At 67.0% G+C, this 21,310-nt stretch carries 17 protein-coding genes; 9 read left to right on the plus strand and 8 right to left on the minus strand.

Features of this window, described 5'->3' with window-relative positions:
- Window positions 1–173 precede the first annotated feature (173 nt).
- From B4E96_RS09490 to B4E96_RS09500, 3 genes are read right to left on the minus strand one after another with little or no spacing between them, the layout of a single operon-like run.
- Entirely contained in the window at window positions 174–815 is a 642-nt protein-coding gene (locus tag B4E96_RS09490; RefSeq protein WP_259800582.1) for a LutC/YkgG family protein, read from the minus strand.
- On the minus strand, window positions 812–2,674 hold the full coding sequence (locus B4E96_RS09495) for a lactate utilization protein B (protein ID WP_286957342.1): 1,863 nt from the start codon (window positions 2,672–2,674) through the stop codon (window positions 812–814). The genes B4E96_RS09490 and B4E96_RS09495 overlap by 4 nt, the downstream gene beginning before the upstream one ends.
- On the minus strand, window positions 2,671–3,477 hold the full coding sequence (locus tag B4E96_RS09500) for a (Fe-S)-binding protein (protein WP_259800589.1): 807 nt from the start codon (window positions 3,475–3,477) through the stop codon (window positions 2,671–2,673). Before B4E96_RS09500 ends, B4E96_RS09495 begins: the two co-directional genes overlap by 4 nt.
- Before the next feature lie 357 nt (window positions 3,478–3,834).
- On the opposite strand from B4E96_RS09500, the gene B4E96_RS09505 reads away from it, so the two are divergent.
- From B4E96_RS09505 to B4E96_RS09530, 6 genes are read left to right on the plus strand one after another with little or no spacing between them, the layout of a single operon-like run.
- Window positions 3,835–5,499, plus strand: coding sequence for an L-lactate permease (locus tag B4E96_RS09505; RefSeq protein ID WP_286957343.1), 1,665 nt, complete (start codon window positions 3,835–3,837; stop codon window positions 5,497–5,499).
- Window positions 5,484–6,266 (plus strand): FadR/GntR family transcriptional regulator, encoded by a 783-nt coding sequence (locus B4E96_RS09510; protein ID WP_349680655.1) that lies wholly within the window; start codon window positions 5,484–5,486, stop codon window positions 6,264–6,266. Before B4E96_RS09505 ends, B4E96_RS09510 begins: the two co-directional genes overlap by 16 nt.
- Before the next feature lie 58 nt (window positions 6,267–6,324).
- Window positions 6,325–7,863, plus strand: a complete 1,539-nt coding sequence (locus B4E96_RS09515; RefSeq protein ID WP_286957345.1) for a DUF3375 domain-containing protein — start codon at window positions 6,325–6,327, stop codon at window positions 7,861–7,863.
- Window positions 7,850–8,548: a DUF4194 domain-containing protein gene (locus B4E96_RS09520; RefSeq protein ID WP_286957347.1), complete on the plus strand. Its 699-nt coding sequence runs from the start codon at window positions 7,850–7,852 to the stop codon at window positions 8,546–8,548. Before B4E96_RS09515 ends, B4E96_RS09520 begins: the two co-directional genes overlap by 14 nt.
- Window positions 8,545–11,901, plus strand: a complete 3,357-nt coding sequence (locus B4E96_RS09525) for an ATP-binding protein (RefSeq protein ID WP_286957348.1) — start codon at window positions 8,545–8,547, stop codon at window positions 11,899–11,901. Before B4E96_RS09520 ends, B4E96_RS09525 begins: the two co-directional genes overlap by 4 nt.
- Window positions 11,902–11,933: 32 nt before the next feature.
- Window positions 11,934–13,103, plus strand: coding sequence for a Wadjet anti-phage system protein JetD domain-containing protein (locus B4E96_RS09530; RefSeq protein WP_286957349.1), 1,170 nt, complete (start codon window positions 11,934–11,936; stop codon window positions 13,101–13,103).
- 4 nt (window positions 13,104–13,107) lie between these two features.
- On the opposite strand, the gene B4E96_RS09535 is transcribed toward B4E96_RS09530, so the two are convergent.
- Both B4E96_RS09535 and B4E96_RS09540 read right to left on the minus strand, forming a co-directional pair.
- Window positions 13,108–13,344 (minus strand): hypothetical protein, encoded by a 237-nt coding sequence (locus tag B4E96_RS09535; protein WP_286957350.1) that lies wholly within the window; start codon window positions 13,342–13,344, stop codon window positions 13,108–13,110.
- A gap of 96 nt (window positions 13,345–13,440) precedes the next feature.
- Window positions 13,441–14,097 (minus strand): C39 family peptidase, encoded by a 657-nt coding sequence (locus B4E96_RS09540; protein WP_286957352.1) that lies wholly within the window; start codon window positions 14,095–14,097, stop codon window positions 13,441–13,443.
- 338 nt (window positions 14,098–14,435) lie between these two features.
- Between B4E96_RS09540 and B4E96_RS09545 the strand changes: the two genes are divergently transcribed.
- On the plus strand, window positions 14,436–15,029 hold the full coding sequence (locus B4E96_RS09545; RefSeq protein WP_286957353.1) for a hypothetical protein: 594 nt from the start codon (window positions 14,436–14,438) through the stop codon (window positions 15,027–15,029).
- 19 nt (window positions 15,030–15,048) lie between these two features.
- Here B4E96_RS09545 and B4E96_RS09550 read toward each other — a convergent pair whose 3' ends face one another.
- The 3 genes from B4E96_RS09550 to B4E96_RS13400 all read right to left on the minus strand — a co-directional run bounded on the left by B4E96_RS09550 (window position 15,049) and on the right by B4E96_RS13400 (window position 16,931).
- On the minus strand, window positions 15,049–16,260 hold the full coding sequence (locus tag B4E96_RS09550; protein ID WP_286957354.1) for a type II toxin-antitoxin system HipA family toxin: 1,212 nt from the start codon (window positions 16,258–16,260) through the stop codon (window positions 15,049–15,051).
- A complete protein-coding gene (locus B4E96_RS09555; protein WP_286957355.1) occupies window positions 16,244–16,486 on the minus strand; it encodes a helix-turn-helix domain-containing protein in 243 nt (80 codons plus the stop codon). Before B4E96_RS09555 ends, B4E96_RS09550 begins: the two co-directional genes overlap by 17 nt.
- Before the next feature lie 118 nt (window positions 16,487–16,604).
- Window positions 16,605–16,931 carry an amidohydrolase family protein gene (locus B4E96_RS13400; RefSeq protein ID WP_414632693.1) on the minus strand — a complete coding sequence of 109 codons (327 nt, stop codon included), beginning with the start codon at window positions 16,929–16,931 and terminating at the stop codon, window positions 16,605–16,607.
- Between B4E96_RS13400 and B4E96_RS09560 the strand changes: the two genes are divergently transcribed.
- Window positions 16,886–20,362 (plus strand): DEAD/DEAH box helicase, encoded by a 3,477-nt coding sequence (locus B4E96_RS09560; protein ID WP_286957357.1) that lies wholly within the window; start codon window positions 16,886–16,888, stop codon window positions 20,360–20,362. The two genes, B4E96_RS13400 and B4E96_RS09560, sit on opposite strands and share 46 nt — an antisense overlap.
- A gap of 125 nt (window positions 20,363–20,487) precedes the next feature.
- A complete protein-coding gene (locus B4E96_RS09565) occupies window positions 20,488–21,309 on the plus strand; it encodes an SDR family NAD(P)-dependent oxidoreductase (RefSeq protein ID WP_286957358.1) in 822 nt (273 codons plus the stop codon).
- Window position 21,310: the final 1 nt, after the last annotated feature.

The following is a 21,310-nucleotide window of genomic DNA, read 5'->3' on the forward strand; positions in this document are numbered from 1 at the left end:
GCAGCCGAAAGTGAGCCGAAGCACGATCTGTCCGGAATCTCGGACAGGCGGCGGCCTCATGCGGCGTTTTCGCTGCCTCGAACCGCGCCTTCATCGTCTGTGCCGCCCCGGTGTCCGCGCCGCCCCGGTCCGAGAGCTCGGGTCGCGGCTTGCCTGCCGGAGAGATCTGCAGCTCAGTCGAGGATGATGATGTCGACCTTCCGCGGACCGTGGACCCCCTCGACACGCTGCAGCTCGATGTCCGAGGTCGCCGACGGTCCGGAGAACATCGTCACCGGCTGCCTGTGGTCGATGCGGGCGAGCGCCTCGGGCACGAGCTCGACGAGCGATTCGGCCGGCACCACGCAGATGTGGTGATCGGGGATGAGACTGATCGCCCGACGCCCTTCGGCAGGCCCCGCGTTGAGGAACACGGTCCCGGTCTCCGCGCACGAGACCGTCGAAGACGTCACGACGGCGTCGACCGCGTCGAGTTCGGCGTGGCTGAGCGGCTGGTCTGCTGTGTCAACGATCCTCTCACCAGCAGAGCCGTCACTGGGCAGCCAGCCGACCGGGAATCCCTCCGGCACCACGTGCCGCGCATCTTCGCCGAGGAGTTCGGCGATCCGCCCGGCGATCGTCTCTGCGGTTTCGATGAATGCACGAGCTTTGTAGTCGACGATCCGATCGATGAACATCTCGCGCACCGCCTGCGCATCGGCGCTGCTGCGCTGCCGGTAGTTGCGCACGGGTGCGGCCGGCTGCGGATTGTCGGCCAGCGCCGAACGGATGCGGGCGAGGATCTCGGCCTTCGCTGAGGTGGTCCGCTCACTCATGCTCTCTCGCCTTTCATCCGTCCGTCGTCCGTGCCCGAGGCGGTGGTCGCCGAGGTCTCGGTGCCGCGGGCATAGTCGGCCACGGCGGCACCGGTGGCGTCGTGGTGCTGGATCCCTGCCCGTTCGGCGGCCATGAGCCGGGTGTAGTCATCGGCAGGTGCGGCGAAGCGCGCATGGAGTTCGGCGGCCTTGCCGCGGTTGGCTGCGATGAGAGCGGCGACATCGGCCCTCTGCTCGGGGGCGCGGCGCACTGGGGCGCTCGTGCGGTTGCGCTTCCACCAGTGGCGGAAGGACTGCACAGGCGGTGCGTCGATGATCCGATGCTCGGTCCACCCGCCGATGAGACCGGGCAGGAAGGAGATCTTCCCGTCCCTGCCGCCGAGGATCCTGCCCAGCCGCAGTCCCCGTTCACCGATGCTCAGCAGCCCGGGCTTGGCGAAGGCGGTCTTGGCAGCCGCCATGAGGGCATCCATCTGATCGGGCACCCGACGGGCCACCGCCCCGGCGATGCGGGCAGCCCCGGTGCGGGCGGCCGTTGTCAGGCGGGAGCGCCGGGAGGCGCCGGAAGCAGAGGCGTCGGTGGCAGGCGAAACGTCCACCGCCTCGGGCGCGGTGCTGCGCGCGCTGTGGCGTGCCTCGACGTCGGCGCCGCGCAGGTGGACGAGCACATCGGGGATGTTGATCTTGACCGGGCAGACTTCGTAGCAGGCCCCGCACAGGGACGAAGCATAGGGCAGCGAGTTGTTCGCCGCGGCCTCGATGCCGGTCATCTGCGGGGACAGGATCGCGCCGATCGGGCCCGGATAGACCGAGCCGTAGGCATGACCGCCGGCGCGCTCGAAGACGGGGCAGACATTGAGGCAGGCTGAACAGCGGATGCAGTGCAGGGCCTGGCGGCCGACCTCATCGGCCAGTGTGGCGGTGCGGCCGTTGTCGATGAGGATGACGTGGAGGTTCTGCGGCCCGTCGCCGGGAGTCACGCCGGTCCACAGGGAGGTGTAGGGGTTCATCCGCTCACCGGTTGAGGAGCGCGGCAGCAGCTGCAGGAACACCTCCAGGTCGGCAAAGCGCGGCAGCACCTTCTCGATCCCCATGAAGGTGATGAGGGTGTCCGGCAGGGTCAGGCACATGCGGCCGTTGCCTTCGGATTCGACGATCGTCAGTGTGCCGGTCTCAGCGATCCCGAAGTTCGCCCCGGAGACGGCGACGCGGTTGTCGAAAAACTTCGCGCGCAGGCGCTCGCGCGATGCGTCGGCCAGGTCGGTGGGCTCGGAGGTCAGATCCGGACGCACGCCGTCGATCTCGCGCAGGAAGATGTCGCGGACCTCTTCCCGGTTGCGGTGGATGGCCGGCACGACGATGTGGGAGGGCTTGTCGCCGCCGAGCTGCACGATCTCCTCGGCCAGGTCGGTCTCAACAGCGGTGATGCCGTGGGCTTCGAGGTATTCGTTGAGGCCGGTCTCCTGGGTGGCCATCGACTTGATCTTGTTGACCTCGTCCACTCCCTGCTCCTGGATCAGCCGCAGGGCGATCGCATTGGCCTCATCGGCGTCACGGGCCCAGTGGACGTGGCCGCCGGCAGCGGTGAAGGAGGCCTCGAACTGCTCGAGGAGTTCGGGCAGGTCGGCCAGCACGTTCTGCTTGATCGCCGAGCCGGCGGCGCGCAGCTGCTGCCAGTCGGGCATCTCGCTGACGACGGCGGCGCGCTTGCCGCGGATCTTGCGCATCGCAAAATTGAGGTTGCCGCGCAGGGTCTCGTTCTTCAGATCCCGGGCCGCGCCCGAGGTGAAGGGTTCGTCGGCGAAGAGGTTGCCGCGGCCGTGGCGGATCGTCGGCATCCCGAGGTTGACGGTGGTCATGCGCAGCTCCTTCCGCCCCCGGAGACGGCGACGTCGCCGGAGACCTGCAGGGGATTCTCCCGGGTGCTCGCGAGGATCTCAGCGAAGTGGACGGTGGTGATGCCGGTCTTCTGCTTCTGTGCGGCGCCGCCGATGTTCATCAGGCATGAGACGTCGCCGCCGGCGCAGATCGAGGCCCCGGTGGACTGGATCGCGGCGACTTTGTCGGCGGTCATCGCCCCGGAGGTGCCGGCGTTCTTGAAGGAGAAGGTGCCGCCGAAGCCGCAGCAATCCTCCAGCCCGGGCAGCTCGGCGTAGTCGATGCCGGCGACGGTGCGCAGCAGATCGGACTGCCGGGTCCCGAGCTTCATGTGCCGCAGCCCGTGGCAGCTGGAGTGGAAGGTCACCCGGTGCGGAAAGTAGGAGTCGAGCTGGGTGGCGGCATCGGTGATGCCGAGGACGTCGATGAGCAGCTTCGAGAGCTCAAACGTCCGCCCGGCGATGGCCTCCGCCGCCGAGGCGCAGGCTGGGTCACCGGCGCGGCGGGCGATGTCGGGCTGCTGGTGCTGCAGGGACACGACGCACGAGGCAGAGGGGGCGACGGCGACGTCGTAGTCGTAGTCGGAGAAGGCCTCGACGTGGTTGCGCACGATGTCGTAGGCGTCTGCGAAGTAACCGGAGTTGACGTGCATCTGCGAGCAGCAGGTCTGCTGGGGCGGGAAGACGACCTCGTGGCCGAGGCGTTCGAGGATCCGCACCGTGGCTTCGGCGACTCGGGGGTACATCGCGTCGACGATGCAGGTCGGGAAGATCGCGATCCGCAGCGCGGTCTGCGCCGATGTCGGGGCCTGGGCTGACTGCGCAGCACCGGGCGGGCTGGGCCGGGTGGCCGATGTCATTGTCTACTCCCCTCTGACGTCCCGCCTGCCGGCAGGAGCTCGGCGGCAGCACGCTCATGGTTCCGGAGCGAGGTCGGCGCGAGCGGCTCTGATGAGGTGCTGCTGTGTGCCATCGTACGCCTCCAGCCTGACACGGATTTGTGCTCGTCCCGAACGCGTGTAAGCTGTGGTCCCACCACATACTGTAATGTAGCACACAGCACCGGCATGGATCACGTTCACTGCTGAACGCACCTCACTGGCCGCGCCCGCAATCGCGCCCTCCCGTCTCAAGGAGCCCCCGTGGAGAACTTCACCGCAGCCACCGACGCCGTCGGCGGGTCACTGGGCCTGTCCGCCCTTGTCGCCCTCATCCCGCTTGCGACCTTCTTCGCCATGCTGCTCGGCGTCAAAGCCCGCGCCCACACCTCGGCGCTGGCCGCGCTGACCGCGGCGCTGCTCGTCGCCTGGCTCGGATTCAAGATGCCGCTCGGACTGGCGGCCCTGTCCGCGACACAGGGCGCAGCCTTCGGGCTGTTCCCGATCGTGTGGATCATCGTCATGGCACTGTGGTTCTACGAGCTGACCGTCACGTCCGGTCGCTTCGAGGACCTGCGTCTGCTCTTCGACCGCATCGGCGGCGGCGACCTGCGCATCCAGGCGATCCTCATCGCCTTCTGCTTCGGCGGCCTGCTCGAAGCCCTCGCCGGCTTCGGCGCCCCGGTCGCCATCACCGCCACGATGGTGATGGCCCTCGGCGTGGCTCCGCTGCGCGCGGCCATCGCCGTGCTGCTGGCCAACACCGCGCCGGTGGCCTTCGGTGCACTCGCGATCCCGATCACCACCGCAGGATCCCTGACCGGTGAGGACCCGGCGGCGATCGGTGCGATCGTCGGTGTGCAGGCCCCGTTCGTCGCCTGGATCGTGCCCTTCGTGCTGCTCTTCGTCCTCGACGGGCTGCGCGGCATCAAAGACGCCTGGCCGGCAGCGCTCGTCATCGGCCTGTCCTTCGGCATCGCCCAGTGGTGGTCGGCGACCCACTTCTCCTACGAGATGACCGACATCGTCGCCTGCCTCGCCTCGCTCGGCGCAGCCGTGCTGTTCCTCAAGGTCTGGACCCCACGCGGCACCGCAGAGGTGCGCGAGCGCCTCGGCGTCACCGCGCCGGTGAGCACCGCCGAGCTCAAGCCGGTGCGCGTGTGGATGGCCCTGCTGCCCTATCTGCTCGTCGTCGCCTTCTTCGCCGTGGCGAACATGTGGAAGCTCGGCATCGACGTCCCGGCCGCCCTGGCGTCGACCACCTTGGAGATCCCGTGGCCGGGGCTGTCCGAGCACCTGCTCACCGCCGACGGCTCGGTCGTCGCGTCCACCACCTACAAGCTCGCCTGGCTGTCCTCACCGGGCACCATCCTGCTCATCACCGGACTCGTCGTCGCCGCGATCTACACGGTCTTCAGCGAACACGGCCGCTACCGCCTCGGGATGGGTGCAGCACTCGGGCTCATCGGCACCTGCGCCTGGCGGATGCGGTGGGCGGCACTGACGATCGCGGCCGTGCTGGCGCTGGCCTATGTCATGAACTTCTCCGGCCAGACCGTCTCGATCGGCGCCTACCTCGCGTCGCTGGGCGCGATCTTCGCCTTCCTCTCTCCGATCCTCGGCTGGCTCGGCACCGCCGTCACCGGATCCGACACCTCGGCCAACGCCCTGTTCTCCAACCTGCAGCACACCGCGGCGACCAACGCCGGGATCGACCCGAAGCTGCTGCTGGCAGCCAACACCTCGGGCGGGGTCGTGGGCAAGATGATCTCCCCGCAGTCCCTGGCGATCGCAGCGACGGCAGTGCAGATGGAAGGCAAGGAGTCCGAGATCTTCAAGAAGGTCATCCCGTGGAGCATCGGGCTGCTGTTCATCATCTGCAGCCTCGTGTTCCTGCAGTCGAATGTGCTCTCGTGGATGCTTCCCTGAGCATTCACCAGATGGGCCCCGAACGCCGCGCGCCCGCGAAGTCCTATGCCGCCATCCTCGACGCTGTCGAAGACCGGCTGCGCTCAGGGCAGCTGCGCATCGGCGACCGACTGCCCTCGGAGCGGGCGCTGGCTGAGGAGTTCGGCATCTCCCGCAACTCCGTGCGCGAGGCGATCCGCATCCTCGACGCCCTCGGGCTCGTGCGTTCGGGGGTCGGTTCGGGGCCTAGCGCTGGGGCGATCGTCATCTCCGAGCCCTCGGCCGCACTCGGCTGGGGGCTGCGGATGCACCTGGCGTCGAGCTTCCTGCCGGTCGTCGATGTCGTCGCGGTGCGCCGACTGCTCGAAGCCGACGCCGCTGCTGCTGCCGCCCGGCGTGAGGCCGTCTCCGACCCCGAGGCGGAACAGACTCTTGCACGGGCCGCTGAGATCCTCGCTGCGCTCGATGATCCTGCTCTGCCCGATGAGACCTTCCACGAACTCGATGCGCAGTTCCACCTGACGGTCACTTCGCTGGGCGGCAATGAGGTGACGACGACGATTCTCGGCTCGCTGCGTCAGGCGACCGTCGGCTATGTGCAGGAGGGGGTGCGGCTGCTGACCGACTGGCCGCAGGTCAGGCTGCGTCTGCAGGAGCAGCACCGGCAGATCCTCGCCGCTGTGGCGGGCAGCGACCCGCAGGCTGCCGCGGATGCGGTCACCGCACACGTCGAGTGGTTCTATCGGATGGCCTTCGAGCACCTGGAGGGTGAGGCCCCACGGCGCTGAAGACCGACAGCTCAGCCCCGCCCAGCAGCACGGCTGACAGGGCTCTACGATGGATGCCATGAGCGTGCTGGCAGAGTCGCAGGCGAACCGCCGCCTGATCGCAGAGGACCCTACCTGGTCTTTCCTGCGCAGCGACAATGTGTGGTTCGCCGCTCCGATCCTGCGCACGCACCTGACCGGCAGCACGATCCGGATGGCCGCCAGCGACCTGTTCGACCTCATCGACGCCGACCTCGATGCTCTGAGATATCAGGGCCATACCGTCATAGGCACGGCCCGCAGCTACTGCGAGCAGTGGCGGCGCGACGGAATCCTCATCCGCCGCAGCGTCGAGGCCATCCGGGAGGAGACCTTCGAGCTGTCCCCAGCTGGGCACATCGCCCTGCAGTTCGTCGACCGGCTCGATTCGGACCGCACCTCGGTGACGCAGTCGCGGCTGGCGACGATCCAGAATCGGCTCCGCCAGCTCGTGCGCGACACCGACCCCGATGTCGAACGGCGCGTCGCAGCCCTCGAAGCTGAGCGTGATCGCATCGACGCTGAGATCGACGCCGTCCGATCAGGGGAGGCGCTGCCGGCTGATGCGGCTGCCGCTTCCGAATCGGCACGTGACGTCTCCCAGCTGGCTTCCGAGCTGCCCGCTGACTTCGCCCGCGTGCGCTCCGAACTGGAAAGCATCAATCGCTCGCTGCGCACCCAGCTCGTGGAGGAGGCCGGCCACCGCGGAACAGTGCTGTCCGATGTGTGGCGCGGTGTCGACCATCTCGCTGAATCCGAGGCTGGCCGGTCGTTCGACGGCTTCGCTTCGATGCTTCTCGACACTGAAGCGGGTTTGGAGTTCGAAACGAACATCACTGAGCTGCTGGGCCGGGACTTCGTCGATCGCCTCGATCCTGCGACAGTGACGTTCCTGCGCCGGCTCGTTCCGATGCTCCAGGATCGTGCGGCAGAAGTCGGCGATGTCATGACGGCCCTGACGCGGTCGCTGCGCCGGTTCGTGCAATCGAGCGAATTCGCCGAAGACCGCAGTGTTGCAGCAGCCATCCGATCCGCGCGGTCCTTGGCGGTGCAGGTCGCCGCCGAGGTGCCGGTGTACGAACGGCTGAACATCTCGATCGCCCGGCCGTCTGTCGAGCTGCGCTCCGTCGGCTCCCTGCGCCTGCATGATCCGGCTCTGGCCCGAGTCGCGGATGAGGTCGAGTCACACACCACGGGCACCCTCGACGCAGCTGCACTGCGCTCCCTCGCCAGGGAGGCCGATATCGACATGAAGGAGCTTGCCGAGAACGTCAACGCCGCGCTCTCCGCTCACCGCGGGGGTCAGCTGCCTTCTGCCCAGGAGGATCTGCCGGGAATCGGAATCGGCGATGTCCTGGGATTCCGTCCGGCCACACAGGGGCTCGGCAGCGTCATCGGGCTCATGGATCTCGCGCTGCGCTACGGCAGCAGCGAACCCGATGAGTATGAGACGCTGCGCTGGGTGTCGGCCTCCGGTGCCGAACGCAGCGCCGAGGCGCTCTGCTTCCGTTTCACTGAGCCGATCCCGGCCCTCAGGCGCACCCGTCGCACTCGTGAAGGAACGCATGCCCAGCTCTGAAGCCAGTCGTGACGCACCTGCCGTGCCCGAGGCACCGGCCCGGGAGCCGGAAGCGAACCCGGACCAGCTCTGGGAATACGACTCTGGAACTCTCAGCGCCGATGCCCGGCGCGCACTCGTGAAGCTCGTGCAGGGGCCCTACGTCTCCAGCCAGTCCCACCCGGCGCTGTGGCGGGCGACCCTCAACGGTGAGGAGGCGCTGCGCTCACGGCTGGCGGACATGTTCCTGGAGCTCATCGTCGATGAGGACAGCGGGATCGCCTTCGTGCGCAATGTCAGCGCCCCGGAAGCAGCAGCGCCTGCGGTGGTGCGCACGCACCAGCTGACGCTGCTGGACTCCGCCCTGGTGCTTCAGCTGCGCCATGAGCTGCTGCGGGTCGACCGCGGGATGCGGGCGATCATCGGCGAAGAGGAGATGCGCGATGCGCTCAGCGTGTTCGCAGCCAAACAGGACCTCGACGACGTCATGTTCGCCAAGCGCTTCAACGCTTCGTTCCGGAAGCTCATCCAGTACGGCATTCTGCAGCGCACCAAGACCGACGGACGCTACGAGATCTCACCGGTGCTGCGCCTCATCTTCGGTGCCGAGCAGATCCATGCCCTGGCCGCGGAATACCAGCGGATCCTCGACGCAGGCCTGGCGCAGTCGGACGGCGCCGCAGCGGAGGACGGTGATGACCGATGAGCAGCGATGCGCTCTTCGAGCTGCCGGAGCAGCCGGCGGCCCCGGTGCCGGCGATAGCAGCGACCGCGCGCCGCCAATGGCGGCTCAGCCGGCTGGAGGTGATCAACTGGGGCACCTTCTCCGGCCACCATGCCGTCGACGTTCCGCCCTCGGGCCTCGTGTTCACCGGCGATTCGGGCTCCGGCAAGTCCTCGCTGCTCGATGCGATCTCCACAGTCCTCACACCTCGGGTGAAGCTGCGCTACAACGCCGCCGCGCAGGACCAGTCTGTGCGCTCCTCCGACCGCACGATCGTCAGCTATATGCGAGGTGCCTACGGCGCAGCCGAAGCCGATGACGTCGATGAGATCCGCACAACCTACCTGCGCACCGGTGCGACCTTCTCCGGCGTGCTGCTGCGCTTCGACCGGCCGGATGACGAGCCGGCCCTGCTCATCAAGCTCTTCAAGCTCAACGCCGGGCAGATGATGCCCAGCGAGGTCAAGGAGATCTGCATTCTCACCCGCTCCGATGCTGTGCTGCCGGACTTCAGCAGCTATCTGACCGGCGCGGTGGCGGTGCGGAAGCTCAAGCGGGATTTCACGTCCGCATTCGTCACCGACAAGCACTCCGTCTTCCAGTCGCGGTACCGCACTGCGCTCGGCATCGCCTCGGATGCGGCGATGAATCTGCTCCACCGCACGGTCGCCGCGAAGAACCTCGGCAGCCTTGACGACCTGTTCCGGATGTACATGCTAGGCGAGCCTGCGACCTTCGCGACCGCTGATCGCGCCGTCGAACAGTTCGCGCAGTTGTCCGATGCGCACGAAAGCGTCGTCACCGCACGCCTGCAGCTGCAGGCGCTGGAGGAGATCTGCGCTGACGCAGACGCCTATGACGAGGCGACGGCCCGGAACACGGAGATCAGCTCCCTGCTCGCCGGGCTCGACTCTGTGGCCAGCGCACTAACCCGCGAACTCGCCGAGCAGGAGCGCAGCAGGGTACGCCGGCGCCTCTCGGGTGCCGAAGCCGCCCTCGCGAAGGCGCGCGCGGGTGTCGAGGAGGCGACCCGCGATGCGGATCTCGCCCATGCCGCGCTGCGGGAGGCCGGCGGAGGCGAACTCGCCCGACTCGACGACCAGCTGACAGCGGCCCGGAACCGCCAGGACGATGTCGACCGGCGCCGCACCTCGCTGAGCCAGCGGCTCCAGCGCGCCGGCGTCACCGCCCTGCCGCAGACGGCGGAGGAGTTCGATGAGCTGCTCGAACAGCGCTCCGACCCAGCTGACGAAGCTGAGCGCACCCGCATCCAGACCGCCGAGCATGAGGCGGCTGAGCGGCACCGGCAGGCGGAGGAGCGGCTGGCGGAGCTCCGAAGCGACCTCGAGGCGGCCAAGGCGGAGAAGTCCAATCTCGACAGGCCGCTGCTCAACGCCCGGAAGCTGCTGGCTCAGCAGCTGGACCTCAGCTATCAGGCACTCCCGTTCTGCGGTGAGCTGATGGAAGTGCGCGGGGAGGATGCCGCCTGGCGGGGTGCACTCGAACGGCTACTCAATTCGCTCTCACGCACGATGCTCGTCGACTTCCGCTACGCCAAGCAGGCGGCCCAGACGCTCGATTCCACGCATTTCGGAGTGCGGATCATCGTGCAGGCCGTCCACAGCTCCACTCCTGCGCCCCCATCGATCAGTGACTCCCGGTCCCTGGTGCACAAGGTCGACGTCCGCAGCGATTCGCCCTTCGCGGCATGGATGCACCACACGCTGTCCACCCGATTCGACTACACCTGTGTCGATGAGCCTGCCGAACTGGCGCAGGTGGAGCGTGGACTCACTCGTGCCGGACAGGTCAAACGGCCGGGAGACCGGTTTGAAAAGGACGACCGCACACGGGTCGACGACCGCCGCCGTTGGGTGATGGGCTTCAGCACGGTGGAGAAGGTCACGGAGCTGCTCGAAGCCATCAACACTGAGCAGAAGACCGTCGCCCAGACCAAGGACCAGCTCATCCGGGCCATCGACCAGCGAAACGCCGACGCCAGCAGACGCAGCATCCTCGATGAGCTCGCTGACACGCCATGGGCGCAGCTCGACGCCCGGGCAGCACAGGCTGCAGTCGCGGCCGCCGAACGACGACTGGATAAGATGACCCGCGGCAACACCGATCTGCAGGAAGCACAGGAGCTCGTCAACGCGGCTACCACCGCCCGCGAGGCGGCCCGGGTGGCCGAGAGCGCTGCACAGACCGATGTGATCGAGCTCAGAAGCGTGCTCACACGCCTGGACGAGGCCGTTGCCCGGGCAGCGGACGCCGGTGATGGGCCCGAACCGGATGCGGCTGTAGCAGATACCTTGCGCTCCCGGTTCCACGAACGCCGACGCCGGCTGAGCGCCGATGACATCGCCACCGTGAAGAATGCGATCGAACGGCAGCTGCGCGAAGACCGTGATGAGATCCAGAAGCAGCAGCACCGTGCCGAGGCCAGCTTCGAACGCCACGCCTACACCTTCCTCAGCCAGTGGCCAGCTTTCAGCGCTGACGTCGAGCGCTCAATCCGCGACCGGGACGAATACCGCCGACAGCGCACCACGTTGCACAGCGACGGGCTGCCGGCACATGAGAAGCGCTTCCTGGAGATGCTGCGCACCCAGTCGACCCGCAATATCGGCACGCTGAATGCGCAGATCAGCCGCGCTTTCAACGAAGTCAGGGAGCGCATCCACCAGGTGAACCAGTCGCTGAGCGGAAGCCAGTTCGACCGCGGAAGGTATCTGACGATCAAACCGAAGGAGCGCCGCACCGCGGAAGTCCAGACATTCCTCGCAGAGCTGCGCGAGATCACCACCGATGCGATGACATCGCTGACACCGGAGGCCGCAGACGAGAAGTTCGCGCTCATCAAGAAGGTCATCGGCCGCCTCGGCTCAGCTGAACCAGCAGACCGGCGGTGGCGCACCGCCTGTCTCGACACCCGTCGGCACGTCAGCTTCCTCGGCGTGGAGACTGATGCGAACGGCGAGCCGATCCGAGCCTACGAATCCTCCACCGGGCTCTCCGGCGGACAGCGCCAAAAGCTCGTCGTGTTCTGCCTGGCCGCAGCCCTGCGCTATCAGCTGACCGATTCTGCCGAAGAGCTGCCGGAATTCAGCACCGTCATGCTCGATGAAGCATTCGACAAAGCCGATGAGACCTTCGCCCGAATGGCACTGGAGACCTTCGTGGCCTTCGGCTTCCAGCTCATCCTCGCCACACCGAAGAAGCTGCTGCCGATCCTCGAAGACTATGTGGGTGCGGCCGTCAAGATCGACATCAGCGACAACCGTGACTCGCGTCTGGCAGCCCTTCAGTGGGAGCAGAGCGGGGAACCGGAGTGAGTGCCCGCCGCCGGTCCAGCGCGCCGCACAGCATGGTCTCACCCGATCAGGCGCGCGAGGCAGTCGCCGCGAAGTTCCGGCTGCACAAGCGGGCGTGGGCGCTCGGTATGGCGGATGCCGACGTCTCTGTGCCGCTCAAGCCGCCAGCGGAGCCGCAGACCAGCGCGAAGCTCGATGCGGTGATGTCGTGGATCCGAGCGTGGGAGGCTGCTGGCGCGCAGCTGCCGGAGCATGCGCACCTCGACTGGACAAGCCGGCGGTGGCGCACCTGGGGACGGCAGCGGCTGCCGGTGCGTCTGCGGCTCACCACGCCCGAGGCGGTCGCCGCCTGGGCAGATCAGCTGCGGGAATGGCGCCGGCTCACCCGTGCCGCCGACATGCTCGCGCAGTGGGCTCAGGACGCGGTCCCCCTCACTGTGCTGCGCCGCGTCCTCGGAGCCGCTGCCGAACTCAGCGCCGACGACCATCAGCGACTGCTGGCTGTTCTCAGCTGGCTGCGGGAGAACCCCCGCTCGGGACTGTTCATCCGCGAGCTGCCGATCGTCGGCGTCGACTCGAAATGGCTGGAGACGCATCGGGGCGTCGTCTCCCCGATCATCACCTCGCTCACCGGTGAAGACAGCCTCGGCTTCCGCACGGCTGAACCGCGCATACGCGTGCGGCTCCTCGGCACCGGCGACCGACCGCACCTGTTCGCGGGTCTGCGCGATATCGAAGCTCCGGCGTCTGAGATCGCACAGCTGCCGGTGCGCCCGAAACTCGTCATTGTGACGGAGAACCTCGCGTCGTTCCTCGCGCTGCCAGCACACGGCCGGTGGGGAGACGCGGTAGCCGTATTCAACCCCGGCTACTCCGCTTCAGTGGCTGCCCGGCTGCCGTGGCTGTCCGGTGCGCGTGTCCTCTACTGGGGAGACATCGACACACACGGCTTCGGGATCCTCAACCGCTTCCGCACCCACTGCCCGCACACCGAATCGGTGCTCATGGACAGCCGCACGCTTATCGATTTCCAGCACCTGGCCGGAACAGAGCCGGCACCGCTGCGGGTTGCCCCGGAACATCTGGAGACCCTTACGGCTGGCGAGCGCGAGATGGCGGCGCAGCTGCATGCCAGCGGCTTCCCGCGCTTGGAGCAGGAGCGGATCGAGTGGTCCTACGTCCTCACCGCCATCGATGCGACAGCAGCACGCTCCCTGAGCTGAACACTCACCGCTCACTGGCAGATTCGTCGCGGCTGGCCTTGGCTCGAGGCGCGGCGGGCACGCACAGCCCGAACAGCGTCAGTCCGGCTGTCAGCACGGCTGCGATCTGCACAAGCAGCTCCCAGCCGGCTGCGGGCTGGGATGACCACGGCCGGATGACGAAGAGCGCACAGATGACGACAGCGCACACCAGCAGCGTGACGGCCCGCCACCTGCGCTTGAGCATGCGCCCGATTCCCATGAGCCGACCATAGCGAAGCCACCGGCCCGCCACCATAGCGAAAGGCGGCGGCCGGCACGCAGGCCAGCCACCGCCTCGGGCGCGGTGTCAGAGGGGTCAGCCGATGTAGCCGCGGCCACCGGCCATGAGCGCGACCTGGTCAGCGGGCAGCCAGAATTCGCCCACACCGCCGAAGTTCGCCGGATCGGCGACCTTGACGGTGCGGTTCTCGGCGTCGTAGCCGACGACGGTGAAGAAGTGGTAGATGAGGCCCTGGTTCTTCGGGTACCAGTCTGGGGAGGCATCCGGGGCGGTCATAATGTTGACGATGACCGGATGGTCACGGTCGATGTCGTACTGCACATCGTGCCAGAACAGGTCCTTCTGCTCCTGGGTGGGCGTCTCCGCCAGCCCCTTCGTCTCGTAGAACGTCGAGCCGAGCCGGGCGTTCATCACCGGTTCGATCGCGCCGAAGTTCGTACCGGCCTCGGTGGTGCCGGCCTGAGCGGCGAGGTCGTCGGCGGCGACGTCGTGGCCGAAGGCCGACAGTGCGATCCGCATAGCGAACGGGCCGCAGTTGTAGGCGGTGCTCTGCTGCTCCCAGCGGTAGTCGAGGACCTTTTCACCGGCCTGGGTCTCGGCCTGGGTGGCGACCGCCGCCGAGGCGGGGGCTGCACCGGCTGACGGAAGCACGGCAGCTGACGTGCCGAGCAGGCTGCCGATGGCCAGGGTGCCGGCGACGATGAGCGTGGGGACGGTGCGTGCGTAACGCATGGGGATCTCTCCTTGGGTGGGGTCTTCGAGGGATGATCGGGGCGGTGGCATTCAGCTGCGGTGGAGGGGATGGCCGAACAGCTCACATTATTCATGGAAGCAAGACGGGGTGTCTGCGTCAATGGATTAGGGACTGCACCTTTGGGGTAGACCTGCACGAAGGTTGCAGTGAGCCGCAGCCGCTGAATGACGGTGATGTGTCCATCGATCAGCAGGTGGCCTTGGACGGAAATCACAGCCGATCATGCGGCTTTGGGGATCGACGGTCTGCGCGGGGCGGTTAGGGTGGTACCAGGCGAGACATCAATGGAGAGCTCGCTGGCGAGAGGAGCTGTGCCATGCGCACCGCACGTGAAGTGCTCGCCTGGCTGAAGTTCCTGCAGCCGGGTGTGACGAAGACTCAAGCCGATCTGCTGCTCGTGTGCGCGCAGGCCTGGTGGCTGAAGTGGCACGAGGAGCCGCTGTTCGAAGACGAGACGGTGATCGGCGAATACGGACCCTATGTGGCCGCCGCCCATGACGGGTTTCCGCAGGCGATGCCGCGGCGTCCCGAACTCGACCTGCGCGAGCAGCTGGAGTTCGCGGCGATCATCGGCCATTACATGAGCCTGCCGACCACCAGGCTCGTCGACCTCGGCCGGCTGGCAGTCGACGGGCGCACGAGCGGGACGCTGACGCTCGGTGAGCTGCGTGAGATCGCCACACGTGAGGCAGATGCCTGGGCTGCGGCCGGCGCCGAGGCGGCAGCCCGAGTGCCGCAGCGGCCCACCTCGGATGATGTCGAGTCAGCCGAGCAGCACATCAAGGCCAAGGAGCTGCGCCGTCAGATGGCGCTGCGCGAGCCGAGCTTCGGCGGCGGTGGCGCCTCCCCTGCCGCGACGGCGGCGCTCCAGGAGCCGGTGCTGCGCGACCCGCTTGTCGGCGAGCACTGAGGCGGCCGAGCGCATAGGGTCAGTGCTCGCGCAGCCGTTGAGTGCGCTGCCCGATCGACTCCTGCAGGTCAGGTGAGGCTGAAGGGTCGGGTGTCTCCGCGCTGACGGCTGCGCGGATCTCTTCGAGAGCCTCGGTGACGATTCGTTCGGCATCGCTGAGCTTCCACGAGGAGAGTTCGCTCACGAGGCTGCTGTGGCTGAGGTCGGCCAGCCGGTAGTGCCGGTCGACTGTCAGCGCCAGCCGGCCATCGGCATCGCGATGCTGAGCCATGGGCACCATGTCGTAGGCGGGAGCCAGCAGCGTCTTCTGGTCTGGCAGATGCATGAGACCGAGGTTCTTCGCGTGCATATCGAGGTTGCCGATCGCGCAGCACAGGACGACCTGGCGGGCCAGCTGGATGAGCTCTGACTTCGGGCAGCGACGGCGGACGGTCTCAGCGATCCGTCTGAGCGTCACCGCTCCGCCGACCTCCTGGTATTTCTCATCGGCGGCAGCTCCCAGCGCCTGGTTGAAATCCTCCTGGTGGAGCCGCTCACCGCGAGTGTTCCGGTCGAAGCGCTCGATGACGAGCGCTGGCAGCTCTGCGAACGCCGTCAACTCGACTCGGTAATCCGCCAACCCGATTGCGCGGGCCAGGCGCCAGCCGTATTCCTCATCGCCGATGACCGTCGGGTGCGCCGAGAGGCTCGGCTTGATGATGTGCGTTGAGGGATAGCCGCCTGCGACGCGATGCCACCGACCGTCTCGCTGAGCCAGGACAATCTTCGGCTGCACACCGGCCAGCGAGGTCCTCCCCGACCGTCGTCTGTTCGCGAGCGGGTCGGCCTGCGGGCTTTCGAGCAGTGACCGGATCTCGCAGTCGCTCACGGGACGGGCTTCGGGCGCCGGAGATTCACTGGGGTCGTCGGCGTCCCAGATCTGCACGGCCCCTGCGATGTCGCGACCGTAGCGGGCGAGGAACGCCGGCGTATCTCCTCTGCGGAGGCCGCTGCGCTCAAGCATCCAGGTCAGGATGTCCCCTTCGGGCAGCAGCTCGTTGAAGAAGTTCCGCCGCTTGGCGGCGTGGTGACGCGGCGGTCGATCCGTCAGCGGAACGGCGACTGAGAGCACGTCGCTGTTGATGCCGAAGCGGCTGATGGCTTCTGTGCTCGCCGTGAAATCGAAGTCCTGCGGCCCCTGCGCATCGATATGGCCGACGATCACGCCGTAGAGCTCAACTGCCAGGCGCATCGCCGGTCGTCCATTCTGCACGCAGGGTCACGCCGCATTCCTCAAGCAGAGCGAACAGCCGTTCGGCGTAGAGAGTGTACTTTCCGGATTCCATGTCGGAGATGGCGCTCTGCGCGATACCGGAGATCCGTGCGAGGTCTCGCTGGGACCAACCTCTGTCCATCCGCGCAGCCTGGATCGTCTCCCCCAGATCCTCTGGGGCGATGATCCTCGACCAGCGGTCCATGGGCACCTCCGACTGTCGCACCGAATTGATCGGATAAACCGGATCATACCAGCATGATCAAGAAATTCAGATCAGGAGGGGTTGATCTGGATTCTGAGATCAACTGGTATTCTCCATCTCAGTGACGGGCGCTGAGCAGCGTGCCGTTTCGCCGCCCCAGGTAAGCACCATCCTTCACCACCTGTTCGCCTCCGACCCACACAGCGTGAACGCCCGACGGTGCACGCGTCGGGTCATCGAAGGTCGCGAGGTCGCTGAGACCTTCGGCGTCGAAGATGACGAGGTCGGCACTTCTGCCCGGCGCGATACGGCCGCGGTCTGGCAGGGAGAAGATGTCTGCAGCCAGCGATCCGTCGCACTCACCCTGCTGATGTCTGCGCCTCGTGGCACGATGGTTCCGTGATCTCGAAGCTGCCGCGCGTGCTCGCCCCGGATGTCGATGAATACCTCACCGACCTCATGGCCGAGCGCGGCCGGGACTACGCCGAGGACCAGCGCGTGCGCCGCGTGAGCTGGGATGCCGAGGAGTCGACGCTCAGCGGAGAGGTCGTCGGCAGCGGTTCGAACATCTACCGCGTCGTCATCCGCCTGACGAAGGCTGCGCTGAGTGAGCCGGACTGCTTCGAACCGACCAGCGGCGACTGCAGCTGCCCGGTCGGCTTCGACTGCAAGCACGTCGGCGCTGTCCTCTACTCCATCGCCGACTACGGCGACAGCGACGAGATACCGAGCCCGCACACGGGCCCTGAACATGTGATGCCACCACGGACCGCCACCCCTCAGCACCCCGACGACTGGCGTACGGTGCTGACAGAGCTGCAGGTCCGACGCCGCGCACACGCTGCGCGTCCCGAAGACAGCCCGCTGGCGATCGGCTTCGACATCGAGCGCACCACCACGAGCCGCTGGTTCCACGGCCGCCACCGCAGCCCACTCGCCAACGCCGATGTCGTCAACCTCTCTGACCTCGACCTCGGCAGCCTCAGCATCACCCTGCGGCCGCTGCGCCGGGGTGCTCGGAACAACTGGATCAAAGGCGGGCTCGGCTGGCGCAACTTCACCCGCGGCTTGGCCGACCCACCCGGGATCCGCCGTGACCACGCTGCGGTACTCAGCCAGCTGCACGCTCAGAACACCACCCGCAGCTACACCTACGGAAGCGACCCCGACACAGCCGTATTCTCTGCCTTCGACCCCTCCCTCATCTGGCTGCTGCTCGCCCGCGCTCAAGACACCGGCATCGCGCTGACCGGCCACGGCGTCGTCTCCGAAGTGCGGGTCGTCAGCTCCCATTCCCCACTCACCCTCACCACCGCCTCGGGAACGGAGAAGATGATCGAGACCGCCGACGTCATCGTCGACGTCGTGCGCCAGCCCGGCGGCTACGCTTTCACCGCCCTCATCGACTTCGCCGGCACCGTACCGGAGAACGTGTTCCGCATCGGGGACAATGCCATCGCCTTCATCGACCGGCTGCAGGGCAACACCCTCCGCCTGACCCTGGCCGAAACATCCACCCCAGTCTCCGAACCGCTCGGTGAGATGCTCGCCTCCCGCACGACGCTCAGTGTCCCCGGGGACGACGCCGAGGTGTTCTTCACCGAGTTCCTCCCCGAGCTGCGGGGCCTGGCCACGCTCACCAGCCACGATGCCTCGGCAGAGCTGCCGGAGTTCAGGGACCCGCGCCTGCACGTGGAGGTTGTGTTCGAACCCCAACAGTCTCTGCTGCTGATGTGGTCGTGGGAGTACTACGGGCCCAGACGCCGCCTTCCGATCGCTCACAATCGCTGGCACCACCGAGAACCGGAGCTCGAGCTCGCAGTACTCGAGGAGGTCCGGCGGATCTGGCCGACGGCCGCTACCGTCGATGACGAGCATCTGATCGGTATCGAGGCCGCCCAGTTCGCAGTGCGGGTGCTGCCGCGTCTTGAGGACCATCCCGACGTCGTCGCTGAGATCAGCGGTGAGCGCGTCGACTACACCGAGCTCACCTCACCCCCGCAGGTGCGGGTCACAACCGAGGCGACCGAGGACCGCGACTGGTTCGACCTCGCCTTCGAGGTCACGATCGAAGACAAAAGGGTTCCGTTCGCTCCTCTGTTCGCCGCCCTGGCCCAGCACAAGTCGCATCTGCAGCTTGTCGACAACACGTTCTTCTCCCTCGACCATCCGGCCTTCGACAGGTTGCGCGAACTGCTCACCGAGGCCGAAGCGCTCGGCGAATGGGAGCCGGAGCGTTCCAAGATCAGCCGCCACCAGGTCTCGATCTGGGATGATCTCGCCGAGCTTGCCGATGAGGCGGTCCCGGCACGTGAGTGGCGGGAGTCGATCGGCCGGCTCGGTGCCCTTGAGGAGCTGCCCGCTCCCGAGGTGCCGGCCGGGGTGCGTGCCGAGCTGCGCGGCTACCAGCTCGATGGGTTCCGGTGGCTGGCGTTTCTGTGGGAGCACAGCCTCGGTGGGATCCTCGCCGACGATATGGGCCTGGGCAAGACTCTCCAGACCCTGGCGCTCATCGCCCACGCTCGCGCGCGAACTGCTGAGGCCGGTGGGGAGATACCGCCGTTCCTCGTCGTAGCCCCGTCATCGGTGGTGTCAGTGTGGCAGGCTGAGGCGGACCGCTTCACCCCCGAGCTGCAGATGGCAGTGCTCGACACGACGACGCACAAGCGCAAACAGCCGGTCGCTGAGGCGATCGCCGGCGCCGATGTCGTGCTGACCTCGTACACGATCTTCCGCATCAACGGCGAAGAGTTCACCGCACTGCCGTGGGATGGCTTCGTGCTCGATGAGGCACAGTTCGTCAAGAACCAGGCCGCCAAGACCTACCGCGTCGCCCGTGACGTCCGCTCCCCGTTCACGCTCGCGATCGCCGGTACGCCGATGGAGAATTCGCTCACGGATCTGTGGTCGCTGCTCTCCCTGACAGCACCGGGGCTGTTCGCCTCCCGGGTGAAATTCAAGGAGGAGTACGTCAAGCCGATCGAGAAGGGTGCCGCGCTGTCACCGGAGCCCGGTGTCCTCACCTCTGCAGACGGTGATGCGGCGGTGCAGGAGCGTCTCAACGTCGGACGGCAGGCTCGGCTGGAGCGGTTGCGTCGGCGTGTGCGACCGTTCATGCTCAGGCGCACCAAGGATCTCGTCGCCGAAGAACTGCCCGCCAAGCAGGAGCACGAACTGCACGTTCCGCTCGAACCCAAGCACAAGAAGCTCTATGACCTCGTCCTGCAGCGTGAGCGCAAGAAGGTCCTCGGCATGGTCGGCGATCTCGACAAGCACCGCATGACGGTGTTCCGGTCGCTCACCCTCCTGCGGATGCTCGCCCTGTCACCGCAGATCGTCAGCGACGACTATGCCGATGTGCCCTCCAGCAAGCTTGAGGCGCTCTTCTCCGGTCTCGATGAGGTGCTGAGCGAAGGTCACCGAATCATCGTCTTCTCCCAGTTCACCTCGTGCCTGCGGCTCGTCGCCGAACGGCTCGATACGGCTGGCGTCGATTACGTCTACCTCGACGGCAGCACCCGCAACCGCGGAGAGGTCATCGACGGATTCCGCTCCGGCACCGCACCGGTGTTCCTCATCAGCCTCAAAGCCGGCGGGTTCGGGCTGACGCTGACAGAGGCCGACTACGTCTTCCTCCTCGACCCCTGGTGGAACCCGGCTGCCGAAGCGCAGGCGATCGATCGCACACACCGGATCGGGCAGACGAAGAACGTCATGGTCTACCGCCTCGTTGCTGCCGGCACCATTGAGGAGAAGGTGCTCGCCCTGCAGCAGAAGAAGGCCCGGCTCTTCGACGCCCTCATGGACGACGGACGCGCTTTCAGCACCGCACTGACTGCCGACGATGTCCGCGAGCTGTTCGCCCCGGCAGACTAGGCACGGCCTCTCGATAGACTGCGTGTGAGCCGGTCCACAACCCCCGATCGAATCCAGTCGATCGACTGCATCGCGCAGCTGCGCGAGACGGCTCATGGCTACGACTGCCCCAGGGAGGACGCCCAATGACCGACGCACCCGAAACCCAGCAGACCCAGGCCACCGACGCACCGCAGGTGCAGCAGTGGGACGAGAAGATCACCCCCGGCCGCTTCGAGAACAAGACCGTCATCGTCACCGGGGCAGGAGCCGGCATCGGCCGTGCCACCGCCCTGCGCATCGCCCGCGAAGGCGGGAAGGTCATCGCCTGCGACATCTCCGCCGACCGGCTCGCACACTTGGAGCAGGAAGCATCCGAGCTGGCGATCACGGCTGTCGCCGGTGATGTCAGCGATGACGACGACGTTGCGAAGATCGTCGACGCTGCCGGCGAACGCATCGACGGTCTGGCCAATGTTGCCGGCATCATGGACGACTTCTCCCCCATCCACGACGTCAAGGACGGCATCTGGGATGCCGTCATACGCGTCAACGTCACCGGCGTCATGAAGCTCACCCGTGCGGTCGTGAGGGTGATGCTGCCGCAGAAAGCCGGCAACGTCGTCAACGTCGGATCCGAGGCTGGTCTTCGCGGTTCGGCCGCCGGTGCCGCCTACACCGCTTCGAAGCATGCACTCAACGGGCTGACGAAGAACAGTGCGTTCATGTATGCCGAGGAGGGCCTGCGCTTCAATGCGGTGTGTCCCGGTGGTGTGGCCACCAGCATCGAGGTGAACTTCGGCTCTGAGTTCGCTGCCGCGCGCCTGCCGAAGTACTTCGGCCTCGCTCCGGGCCTGCCCTCGACCGCACAGCAGCAGGCAGCGCTCATCACCTATCTGCTCAGCGACGACTCCACCAACATCTCCGGGGCGATCATCGCCAGCGACGGCGGTTGGGCCGGCGTCTGAG

The sequence above is a fragment of the Brevibacterium sp. UBA7493 genome, from assembly GCF_002479565.1.
GTDB lineage: Bacteria > Actinomycetota > Actinomycetes > Actinomycetales > Brevibacteriaceae > Brevibacterium > Brevibacterium luteolum.